Below are 12,286 nucleotides of genomic sequence, written 5' to 3' on the forward strand. Positions count from 1 at the left end.
CAACCTTTAAAAATAGGGTCATTCAATTTTTCATACAGGCCATTTTTACTTTTCTCATAAAAACGCTCACCACTAGTCGTCTATGATGACTGACAGTGATGAGCGTTATGTGCTTATAATTAAATAAAGGCGGTTATTGTTGGTGAGGCATCCTGTGTAAGGGTATAAATATTGTTGGTACCATACACCCTCACAATAGCTTCTGGATCCTTATTTAAGTGTAATTCAATAATCTCTGCTTTTTCACCTGTTGATAGGGTCACTTGTTGATTTTTTAATGTTTCTTCCAACAGATAAAAGAATTGGTATAAGTATTGATCATCAAATTGATGATTGATCCGTTGACGCATCTCAATGATTGTGTCAAATAACGGTTTCTCTTTTTGATAATATCGTTCAGACATCATCGCATGGTAACTATCACTGATTCCAATCATTTTCGCGTACGAATGAATTTTAGCACGCTTCACGCCCATTGGATAACCAGAACCATCAAGCTTTTCATGGTGCTGAATAATCCCAAGTTTAGCTTGTCTTGATAACGAGGCACACTTTTCCACAAAGCGATAAGAATAGATCGGGTGTTTTTTTATTTGATCATATTCCGGTGGAACAAGTGGTTGTGGTTTCCTTAAAAGACGTTGGCTAATCTTGGACATCCCACTATCTGCTAAAAATCCAGCCAAACAGACTTGAATCCAGTCCGTATCATGACCTGACTGTTTCGCAAGCAGAGACGCAATCAGAGCCATTGCCACACTATGATGCGCTAAGTAGCGATCTTTTGTCACTTCTTTAAATAACAGTAAGACGTCGCGTTTATGTTCATCAATACGCTTGGCTAGTGGTATAATCGTTTCTCTAACTTTATGGATATCTAAGGGTACACCACTTTGCCAAAGTTGATACAGATTTTCGTATTGTTCAACAACGGTATGATAATGTTCCATAAATGGCGTAGATAATACCTTTTCATGTGTATCTTCCTCCGCTTCAAACGGTAGGGGAAAGTACGTCATGCCGTCTTCTAAATAGTCATCTACGTCAACTTCTTGAATCATAAACCGGTCTAGTACTTCTTGAATCAGCGGAGTTACCACTGTATTTTTTGGAATAATAGGCTGCAGGCCTTTACTATAGATGTCCTCAGTAATCACACAGTTTGTCACCAATTGTTTTGGATGGACACGCATATCGTCACCCCTTTTGTATAGAATAAGCGAAAGACCTTAGTCTTTCGCTTATTCATCATTGATTGATTGTTAGATTATTGTTCGTCATCTGATGCTTGTTCAGTTGATTCATCTGTTGAAGTGTCTTCAGAATCTGTTACTTCAGGATCTGTTGGGTCATTTTGAACACCAGTCATTTCTTCTAAAGCTTCATCTTCTTCTGTTTTTTCTACAACCGCAACGGTCGCAACGGTCTCATCATCACCTAAACGAATCAGTTTGACCCCTTGGGTGTTACGTCCCGTTTGTGAAATAGACTCAACCGGCATCCGGATTAAAATACCACTTTCAGTAATGATCATTAAGTCTTCATCGCCACGAACAGCTTTCACAGCGACGACATTACCTGTTTTATCCGTAATATTACAAGTAGACACACCTTTACCCCCACGGTTAATCATGCGGTATTCTGATTGTGGTGTTTGTTTACCGTAACCATTTTCCGTGACGTTTAAGACGTATTGGTCTTCGTCTAAAATCTCCATTGAAACGACATAATCCCCTTTGCGTAAGCTAATACCTTTTACGCCAGCTGCCGTACGTCCCATCGAACGAACCGCATCTTCTTTAAAGTGAATCAATGACCCGTTACGTGTCGCAATCACAATATTCTTTTCACCATCGGTTAAGCGAACAGAAATAAGCTCGTCTTCCTCACGTAAGTTTAAAGCAATCAGTCCACTGCGTCGAATATTCGCAAATTGCGATAACTCAGTACGTTTTGAAATCCCTTGTTTTGTCGTAAAGAATAAGTAATGGTCATCTGCGAATGCTTTGACTGAAATCACCGCATTGATCCACTCACCTGTTTCAATTTCTAATAGGTTAATGATTGGTAACCCTTTAGCCGTCCGACCGAACTCAGGAATTTCATACCCTTTCAGACGATAGACTTTCCCTTTATTACTGAAGAAGAGAATCGTATCATGCGTCGAGGTTGAAATTAAGTGTTCAACAAAGTCATCTTCGCTTGTCTCCATCCCTTGTACCCCGCGACCACCACGACGCTGAGTCCGGTAAGTTGAAGCAGGCAGGCGTTTAATATAACCTTTATGTGTCAAGGTAATTACGACGTCTTCCTCAGGGATTAAATCTTCATCTTCAAAGAAGTCAAATCCGCCAGAAGCAATCTCTGTCATACGTGTATCGTTATATTTAGCTTTAATTTCAAGTAGCTCTTCACGGATAATCTCCATCAATTTTGATTCATCGCTTAAAATAGCTTTCAGTTCTTTAATCAATGTTTGAAGTTCTTCGTATTCGCCTTCAATCTTGTCACGCTCTAATCCAGTTAAACGCTGGAGACGCATATCAAGAATCGCTTGCGCTTGTTTTTCAGACAGACTGAATTTTTCAATGAGGTTAGTACGTGCCTCGTCTGCTGTTTTCGACCCACGAATCAGCGCAATAATTTCATCAATGTGGTCAAGTGCAATCCGTAACCCTTCTAAGATGTGCGCTCTTGCTTCTGCTTTTTCTAATTCATATTCTGTCCGGCGACGAATAATAACTTTTTGGTGCTCTAAATAATATTCAAGCGCTTGTTTTAGTGTCAGCACTTTTGGTTGTCCGTCTACGAGTGCCAACATATTGATACCAAACGACGTCTGTAAGGATGTTTGTTTATATAAATTATTGAGCAACACGTTTGGGTTCGCATCGCGACGAAGTTCAATCACAACCCGCATACCGTTACGGTCAGACTCATCACGTAAATCGGTGATTCCTTCAATTTTTTTATCACGTGCCAGTTCAGCAATTTTCTCAACGAGTTTCGCTTTATTCACTTGATAAGGAAGCTCTGACACGAGTATTCGTGACTTGCCATTTGCTTGTTCCTCAATTTCAGCTTTAGCGCGAATCGTAATCGAGCCTTTTCCTGTTTCGTACGCTTTACGAATACCCGAGCGACCGAGAATCGTCGCACCGGTAGGAAAATCTGGTCCGTGAATGTAATCTTCCATCAACTCTTCAATCGAAATATCTGGATTATCGCTGACCGCTAAAATCGCATCAATCGTTTCACCTAACTGGTGCGGAGGAATATTTGTTGCCATCCCGACCGCAATACCAGAGGCACCATTGACAAGTAAGTTTGGAAAACGTGACGGTAACACAACTGGTTCACGTTCTGAACCGTCATAGTTATCGGCATAATCAATCGTATTTTTATTAATATCTCGCAGTAATTCCATTGAGATTTTTGACATCTTTGCTTCGGTATAACGCATCGCTGCCGCTGGGTCACCATCGACAGAACCGAAGTTACCATGACCATCTACAAGTGGGTAACGGTAGCTAAAATCTTGCGCCATTCTGACCATGGCTTCGTATACAGCTGAATCACCGTGTGGGTGATACTTACCGATGACATCACCGACAATACGCGCGGATTTTTTATAGGCTTTATCTGCGTGCATACCTAAATCATTCATCGCATAGAGAATACGGCGGTGTACCGGTTTTAATCCATCACGTACATCGGGTAAGGCACGTGAGACAATGACACTCATCGCGTAGTCTAAAAATGACGTACGCATTTCTTTACCAATATTTATTTCTTGAACCTGGGGACGCTTTTGATCCACCATTTAATTACCTCCTATCCAACTGAGGACACATTTTTATTGCTTTTTTTCGTCAAACTTTTTAAAACAAGTCTTATACGTCTAGGTTTTTCACGTAGACCGCATTTTCTTGAATAAAGTTACGACGCGGTTCGACTTTATCACCCATCAACATATCAAAGATTTGATCTGCCTCGATCGCATCATCAAGATTGACTTGAAGTAACGTACGATTATCAGGTCCATCGTTGTCTCCCACAGTTGTGTTGCATTCATTTCACCAAGACCTTTGTAGCGTTGTAAACCTGGACGTGGCGCTTTAGGGATTTCTGCTAAAATGCGGTCAAGTTCTTTTTCGTTATACGCATAGTAGACCGCTTTTCCTTGTTGTATTTTATATAATGGTGGCTGAGCGATATAAATATAGCCATAGTCAATCAGTGGACGCATGTAGCGGTAGAAGAACGTCAGTAATAACGTTCTAATATGAGCCCCATCGACATCGGCATCGGTCATAATGACCACTTTATGGTACCGAGCTTTTGAAATATCAAAGTCTTCACCAATACCTGTCCCCATAGCTGTCACCATTGAACGAATTTCATTGTTTGATAGAATCCGGTCAAGACGTGCTTTTTCAACGTTTAGAATCTTCCCGCGAAGCGGTAAAATCGCTTGGAAGTGACGATCACGCCCTTGTTTAGCTGAACCACCGGCAGAGTCACCCTCTACGATGTACAGTTCACTTTTAGACGCATCACGACTTGAACAGTCCGCTAACTTACCAGGTAAGTTAGAGATTTCTAACGCGCCTTTACGACGGGTTAGTTCTCGGGCTTTTTTCGCAGCCATCCGGGCACGAGAAGCCATCAGTCCTTTATCAACAATGATTCTAGCTGTATTAGGATTTTCAAATAAGAAGCTTGAGAATAAGTCACTAAAAGTTGCGTCCGTGATGGTTCTCACTTCACTGTTACCTAATTTCGTTTTTGTTTGGCCTTCAAATTGTGGATCAGGGTGCTTAATCGATACAATCGCCGTTAACCCTTCACGCACATCATCCCCCGTTAAGTTCGGGTCACTATCTTTAAACATATTATTTTTCCGGGCATAATCATTGATGACCCGTGTCAAACCGGTTTTAAAGCCTGACTCATGCATCCCGCCTTCATATGTGTGGATGTTGTTGGCGAAGGAATAGATATTACTGGCGAAGCCATCGTTATACTGAATCGCGACTTCAACCGCAATACCTTGTTCTTCTTTTTCTGCATAGAATGGTTCGTGTAACACTTCTTTTGAACCATTTAAATATTCAACGTAGGATTTAATCCCACCTTCATAGTAAAATTCTTCATAGACAGACGTATCGCCTTCGACACGTTTATCTTCGATGGAGATCTTAAGTCCTTTATTTAAGAAGGCTAATTCCCGGAGACGTGTTTGTAGCGTTTCATAGCTATAAATCGTTGTTTCTTCAAATACTTCTTTATCGGGCATAAAGTGAATCTTTGTCCCGGTGATCTCGGTTTCACCAATCACTTCAAGTTCAGTCGTTAATTTCCCACGACTAAAGTCAAGGTAATAAATCTTACCATCACGGTGGACGAATACTTCAAGTGACGTTGATAAGGCGTTAACAACCGATGCCCCAACACCATGTAGGCCACCAGACACTTTATAACCGCCGCCACCAAATTTACCCCCAGCATGAAGGACCGTCATAATGACTTCTACCGCTGGACGATTAGATTTTTCGTGAATCCCAACTGGAATACCACGACCGTTATCAATGACGGTAATACTATTATCCTTTTCAATAATGACTTGAATATGATCACAGTGTCCCGCGAGGGCCTCATCGATACTGTTGTCGACAATTTCCCATACGAGGTGATGTAAGCCTTTTTCACCGGTTGAACCGATATACATACCTGGACGTTTTCTTACCGCTTCAAGACCTTCTAAAACCTGTATCTGACTTTCATCATAAGCTTGTTCGAAATTTTCTTCCATTGCCACTACGTTCACCTACATTTCTTTAATTTCATAGCACTTATCTGACGTTGACACGTCGTGTGTATTTCAAGGATTAGTACGATTCTTGTTGCGAGAGAATCGCTTTAATGCTGGTCCGCTTCTTGAGTGTTGGAATGGCGAGCGGACTATAATAGACTCCATCATTGGTAAAGATAATTGTCTTCACGACATCTTCATCATAGTCGAGTTCATCATCTTCTTGTTCAGCATAATCAATCATCTCTTCGTTAATCGAGGAGACTTCAATATCTTGTTGATTAATCATCACGATAATATCACTCGTTTGAATGACTTGATCATTCCCAATATGCATAAACATTACTCATCCCCTCTTTCTTCACGCACAATATCTCCATTCTCCACGTGGAAGATGGTTGCTGACTGCACTGTTTCATGTTCAATATCGTTTACACTGGTTGTCGTCACAAAGGTTTGAACTTTATCTTTAATCGTATTAAGCAAATGACTCTGTCTGTATCGGTCGAGCTCACTTAACACATCATCCAGTAGTAAGACGGGATACTCGCCGACTTCATTTTTAATCAACTCTATTTCTGCTAACTTTAAAGACAAGGCCGTCGTTCGTTGCTGGCCTTGTGAACCGTAAGTTTGTACGTTACGGTCGTTCACATAGAAAATGAGGTCATCACGATGTGGACCGTAGAGTGTCGTCCCTCGGTCAATCTCTTGTTGTCTATGTCGTTTAAAGGTTGCCTCATATTGCACTCTGATTTCATCAAGTGACGCTTGTTTATCGATATCAATCGAGGCATCATAATCAATCGTTAATATCTCTTTCTCTTGAGTGATGCCAGAATGAATCGGGCGTGCCCACGTTAATAATATCTCCAAAAACGACAAGCGCCGGAGTAAGATCTCACTCGCATGTGTGATCAGTTGCTCCGTTAGTACTTCAAGCATGGTTATATCAGTCGTCTTACGACGTTGAAGATCTTTTAATAAATAATTGCGTTGTTTTAATATCTTTTGGTATTGCCCAAGGTGATGCATATAAACGGGCTTAACTTGGCCTATCTCCATATCAATAAACCGACGACGTACTTGTGGACTACCTTTGACTAAATTTAAGTCTTCAGGTGCAAACATCACCACGTTTAAAGCACCGACATAATGACTCAGACGCTTTTGTTCTAGATGATTGAGTTTCGCTTTTTTACCTTTTGCTTGGAACTGCATTTCCATCGGAACATGATAATTCCGTTTAAAAACCGTACCCTCTATTTTAGCATAAGATTCATCCCACATCATAAGTTCTTTATCTTTTGATGTTCGATAAGATTTCGTGAACGCTAATACATAAATAGCCTCCATGAGATTCGTTTTACCTTGTGCATTCTGACCGATAATCACATTGACTTTAGGGTCAAAGCTCAATGTAAGGCTGGGATAGTTGCGATAATTGGTAAGTGTTATATTTTCAATATACATCCGAATTCCTAACTTTCATCATGTCATTTTACACGTTCTTTTTTATTACGGTATATGTACCGACCTCTGGTATCGAGATTGAATCTCCTGGGTAGAGTTTTTTTCCGCGACGTTGATCTTGTGTCTCATTCACAAAAACGGGGGACTCACTTAAAAAGAGTTTGACCATACCTCCTGATTCAACCACATTAGCCAATTTTAAAAACTGACCGAGTGTAATATAGTCTGTTCGAATTTCGATTTCTTCTGACGCCATTAAATGTTACCTCCCTTAACGTATTTAAGCCATAAACCGCTCACTATTTATTCTTCTTTCTATTTTACTAAAAAGTACGCTTGATGCAAATCCGTCTCTATTCGCTTTTATTTTGCTTATTATCTATTTTACCTTAAATCGGACCGAAAAGGGGGAAAAACACTTAAAAACATGAAAAAGAAGCGTGGAATCTTATTGTCACGCTTCTTTTTTGCTGATATTAAAATTATTATCCAATAAAGGATAGGTTATACATCGAATGTATTTTACGTACTGTCTTTATCCACATGTTAATAAGTGCGGACAGGGAGAATAAGTTGTAAAATATCGTGATTGTTTTCAGGATAGAGGACAAATGGACGCATCGCACCAGTAAAGTGCACCATCACATATTCTTCTTCTACAATCCGTAAAGCATCAATCATATATTTCGCACTAAAGGAAATTTTTAAGCTTTCCCCATTAATTTCTTCTGTTACGACTTCTTCTGTTACTTGACCAACTTCAGGTGTATTTGAGCTGATCTGCAAGAAGTTATCTTTTGTTTCTAATTTTACGACATTGTTTCTGTTTTCTTTCGCGAGTAACGATGCACGGTCAATCGCTTGTAGTAAAGTCTTAGTCTTTACTTTAACTGATGTTTTACTTTCTGCTGGAATTAACCGATTCGTTTCAGGATATTTACCATCGAGTAAGCGTGATAGGAAGTAAAGGTTTTTTGTCTGGAATAAAATTTGATTATCAGCCACGCTAATTGTGACGGCGTCGTCTGTATCATCAATGATTTTATTTAACTCCGCTAAACTCTTACCTGGAATAACAATATTATCAAATTGAATATGAACAAAGTCTGAATCGAGTTTGATTGAGCGAGAAGCGAGTCGGTGTGAGTCTGTCGCAACAAACGCCATCTCACCGTTATCAATCTTCATGTTGACGCCTGTTAAAATCGGACGTGTTTCTACAGTTGAGACCGCAAAGACGGTTTGTTTAATCATTTCTTTAAAAATATCATGTTTAACCTCAAAACTATTATCCGTATGTAGGACCGGGAGCTGAGGGTATTCCATCGCATCTTGACCGTTTAAGTGAAACTCAGATCCACCTGAGACAATCGTCATTTGATATTGATCATCAGTTGAAATTTCAACGGTTTTTAGTGGTAATTTACGAATGATTTCAGGAAAATATTTAGCTTGAACAACGATGCTGCCTGTTTCAATGTTTTCGACATGGACTAAACCATCTTCTTCTTTAGGTATAAATGATTCAATGGAAATATCTGAATCACTACCTGTTAATTTAATGCCTGTTGGTAGAGCTTCGATTTTAATCCCAGTTAAAATCGGGACAGCGACACGCGGTGAAACAGCTTTCATGACATGTTGTAAACTCTCTAATAGTAAGTCACGTTGTATAACGAATTTCATAACGAAAAATTCCTCCTAGTGGAAGTCTATATATTAATTATTATTATAAAAAAATAGTAGTAATAGTAATAGGGACTGTAGATATGTGGATAACTCAGTTAAACCCCTATTCTATTATAGTTATCCACGTGTGGACAGTTTGTTTATAACTTTGTTTTGTTATACACACTGTTCACAACGCTTTTCTTAAAAACTCTTTAACTTTTCTTTTAAGTCTTCAATATCTCGTTGAAGTAATTGATCAGCATCAATCATCTTAGAAATTTTCTCATGAGCATGAATGACGGTTGTGTGGTCACGACCACCAAATTCTTCACCGATTTTAGGTAATGAGAAATCAGTCAACTCTCGTGATAAATACATCGCAATTTGACGAGGAAAAGCAATCGATTTTGTTCGCTTTTTAGCAGCGAATTCAGCTAATTTTATTTGATAACGTTCACCAACAAGTTCTTTAATCTGTTGAATGGTGACGACTTTTGGTCGTGTATTTGGAATAATATCTTTAAGTGCTTCAGCTGCGAGTGACGGGTCAATGTCTTGATTCGTCAGTGATGAATAAGCGACCACACGGATTAAAGCCCCTTCAAGTTCACGAATGTTTGTATCGATTTGATTGGCAATATAAAGCATCACATCGTTAGAAATTTCTAAGCCTTCTGCTTTGGCTTTTTTACGCAAAATCGCAATGCGCGTTTCCAAGTCAGGTGGGGTGATATCAGTAATGAGTCCCCATTCAAAGCGTGAACGTAACCGATCTTCAAGTGTTGGAATTTCTTTTGGTGGTCGGTCACTTGAGATAATGATTTGTTTACTTTCTTCATGTAGCGTATTAAATGTATGGAAAAATTCCTCTTGCGTCTGTTCTTTACCTGCTAAAAATTGAATATCATCAATCAGTAATACGTCGACATTTCGGTACTTACTTCTAAAGTTTTCGGCTTTGTTGTCACGAATAGAATTAATAAATTCATTCGTGAACTTTTCAGATGAAAGATAAACGACTTTGGCATCTGGATTATGATCGAGGACGTAATGTCCAATCGCATGCATTAAGTGGGTTTTACCAAGACCAACCCCTCCGTAAATAAATAATGGGTTGTAAGCTTTTGCTGGTGCTTCAGCGACGGCAAGGGAGGCCGCATGCGCAAATCGGTTACCAGAACCAATAACGAATGTATCAAATGTATATTTATCATTCAACATCGTTTTTGGATGCTCCTGATTATCAGACGCGGTTTTTGGCTTTTTAATAGGTGCTTCATTTGCTCCTCAATAGCTGCCTCATGTTCTGGAATCACAAACTTTGTGTTTAGTTTAGCGCCTGTTACTTCAAAAATAGCTTCTGATACAAGACTTGTATAACGGTTTTCAAGCCAGTCTCGTGCAAATTCATTAGGAGCTGACACAATTAATGTATCATCTGTTAGTTGATCAGCTTTTGTGTTTTTTAGCCACGTATCATAACTGGGCTTGCTGACTTTTTCTTTAATCGCCTCTAAGGTGTTATCCCAGAGCTCTTCAATATTCTCCATTTAAACGCTCCTTTCTTTCAGTAGTTTCCGCCAACCCTTATAAGTTAGCGGTTTTTAAGATTTAAAAATGTGGCTTTCAGTATAAAAAACCTCTCGCCATCTCATAAAAAGATCGAAAGGTTTTAGAAACAGGCCTGTGGATAATGAAAGACTTGTATCATGGTATATCAGACCAGTTGTTCGTTTTATACACATTTTTGTTGATAAGTTTATACAGGTGATGTGAATAAATGTCCACAGGTTATCCACTGACTGTGGATAATTATTTAGATAGTGATATATTTTTTTCAGTTAAACACAGTTATAATATCAAAAAACGAGCGATTTTGCAAGGTATTTCGATGGTTATCCACATAACGACAGACATGTGGGGATTTTTCATCCACAAGGTGTGAAAGTGTGCTTAACCTGTCGATAATTGTTGTGGATAATAAAAAAAGGAAAAAGCATGCTGGGGAAAGCATGTGGATAATGTTGAAAATAAGAGAAAGGAGTCCTTGTGGATAAATATGTGTCAATGACGTCTAGTAAGTAGAAAACGATAAGACAGTAGGTAATGAAAGCGTGCTAATAGAAGGTAATCAGTATCATGTTTGAGTGGATCAAAAACATTGGGGGGAAATATCATCATTGAAAATGTGGCCTACTGATCAAAGTAATTATCGAGTTTCAGTAAAGATTGACAGTGATGAAATGAAAAATATTATCCTTAGTATGGGACAAAAAAACCTCAATGCATCATATTATTTTGGATTTTTACTATGTTAGAGTCGCCTCTTAATTAAGAGGATTTTTTATTTTTTTTTAAAAATACGTGACAACCAGAAAAATTTAAGCTATTATAGTACATTGTAGAGTAAACACTAGGAATAATAATTGACAGGCATGTCTCGTATTATTTATAATATATAAGGCTGTCTAATAGATGAAAGTTAGAAATTCCTCAGGGAGGTGTAGTATAAATGAAACGCACATTTCAACCAAACAATCGTAAGCGTAAAAAAGTTCACGGCTTCCGTAAGCGTATGAGCACGAAAAATGGACGTCTTGTACTTAAGCGTCGTCGTAGCAAAGGTAGAAAAGTATTATCAGCATAGGCCACTGACTAACGACAGTGGTCTTTTTTTCACGTTAAGTGGAGAAAAGATATTGGGATGAGCGCTCTCGTGACTCTGTTAAACAGAAACATGAGTGAATCATCCCATTTTTAATAGATAGAAAATAAAGCGGTTAAATTCGATTTTTAGAATAAAGCACGTGCGTATGACTTAATAGATACACAAATGGTAAGTAGGTAGGGGGAGAAACAGATGAAGAAAGCATATCGACTGAAATCAAATGATGATTTTCAACAAGTATTTAAACGAGGGACGTCGTTTGCCAATCGTCAGCTCGTTCTCTATTACTTACCGAAACAAAATCAAACCCATTTCCGTATTGGGTTATCTGTCTCAAAAAAAGTCGGCAATGCGTTGTGAGAAATCGCATCAAACGTTATCTAAGACAAGCGTTTCATGAGCTTGATCCTGAGATAAAACAAGCTTATGATTTTGTGATTATTGCGCGAGTGCCAACGAAAGATTTAGATTTTCATGAGATAAAGAAAAGTCTGACGCATGTGTTGTTTAAATCAAAACTTTTAAAACAAGGACAGAAAAATAAAGTTCAAGACTCATGATGGTTGATGAATTAAAATCAATAAAGATGATTAATGCCATAAGTAGATACTTTTCTATGTTTATGAGGAAGTTTGTTAAAAGGTAAGGCTTTTTCTAGT

At 38.7% G+C, this 12,286-nt stretch carries 7 protein-coding genes and 4 pseudogenes; 2 read left to right on the forward strand and 9 right to left on the reverse strand.

Annotated features, from left to right (window positions below):
• Positions 1-119: 119 nt before the first annotated feature.
• The 9 genes and pseudogenes from JCM19043_RS11915 to dnaA form a co-directional block, all read right to left on the reverse strand.
• Positions 120-1,193, reverse strand: a complete 1,074-nt coding sequence (locus JCM19043_RS11915; protein WP_062322778.1) for an HD-GYP domain-containing protein — start codon at positions 1,191-1,193, stop codon at positions 120-122.
• Between the two features lie 74 nt (positions 1,194-1,267).
• Positions 1,268-3,823, reverse strand: coding sequence for a DNA gyrase subunit A (gyrA, locus tag JCM19043_RS11920; RefSeq protein ID WP_062322780.1), 2,556 nt, complete (start codon positions 3,821-3,823; stop codon positions 1,268-1,270).
• A 70-nt stretch (positions 3,824-3,893) separates the two neighbouring features.
• Positions 3,894-4,075, reverse strand: a pseudogene (locus tag JCM19043_RS18960) (hypothetical protein).
• Positions 4,076-4,096: 21 nt separating this feature from the next.
• Positions 4,097-5,815: pseudogene (gene gyrB, locus JCM19043_RS11925) on the reverse strand (DNA topoisomerase (ATP-hydrolyzing) subunit B); the annotation flags it as partial.
• Between the two features lie 76 nt (positions 5,816-5,891).
• Complete coding sequence (gene remB / locus JCM19043_RS11930; RefSeq protein ID WP_231631533.1) at positions 5,892-6,152, reverse strand: extracellular matrix regulator RemB; 261 nt, start codon at positions 6,150-6,152, stop codon at positions 5,892-5,894.
• Positions 6,153-6,157: 5 nt separating this feature from the next.
• A complete protein-coding gene (recF, locus tag JCM19043_RS11935) occupies positions 6,158-7,288 on the reverse strand; it encodes a DNA replication/repair protein RecF (protein ID WP_062322784.1) in 1,131 nt (376 codons plus the stop codon).
• Positions 7,289-7,316: 28 nt separating this feature from the next.
• Complete coding sequence (gene yaaA, locus JCM19043_RS11940) at positions 7,317-7,544, reverse strand: S4 domain-containing protein YaaA (RefSeq protein WP_062322787.1); 228 nt, start codon at positions 7,542-7,544, stop codon at positions 7,317-7,319.
• A 290-nt stretch (positions 7,545-7,834) separates the two neighbouring features.
• A complete protein-coding gene (dnaN, locus tag JCM19043_RS11945; RefSeq protein WP_062322789.1) occupies positions 7,835-8,974 on the reverse strand; it encodes a DNA polymerase III subunit beta in 1,140 nt (379 codons plus the stop codon).
• A gap of 186 nt (positions 8,975-9,160) precedes the next feature.
• Positions 9,161-10,509, reverse strand: a pseudogene (gene dnaA, locus JCM19043_RS11950) (chromosomal replication initiator protein DnaA).
• 962 nt (positions 10,510-11,471) lie between these two features.
• Between dnaA and rpmH the strand changes: the two are divergent.
• Positions 11,472-11,606 carry a 50S ribosomal protein L34 gene (gene rpmH / locus JCM19043_RS11955; protein WP_062322791.1) on the forward strand — a complete coding sequence of 45 codons (135 nt, stop codon included), beginning with the start codon at positions 11,472-11,474 and terminating at the stop codon, positions 11,604-11,606.
• Between the two features lie 213 nt (positions 11,607-11,819).
• A pseudogene (gene rnpA / locus JCM19043_RS11960) lies at positions 11,820-12,187 on the forward strand (ribonuclease P protein component).
• Positions 12,188-12,286: the final 99 nt, after the last annotated feature.

It is taken from the genome of Halolactibacillus sp. JCM 19043, assembly GCF_001310395.1.
Classification (GTDB): Bacteria; Bacillota; Bacilli; order Bacillales; family Amphibacillaceae; genus Halolactibacillus; species Halolactibacillus miurensis.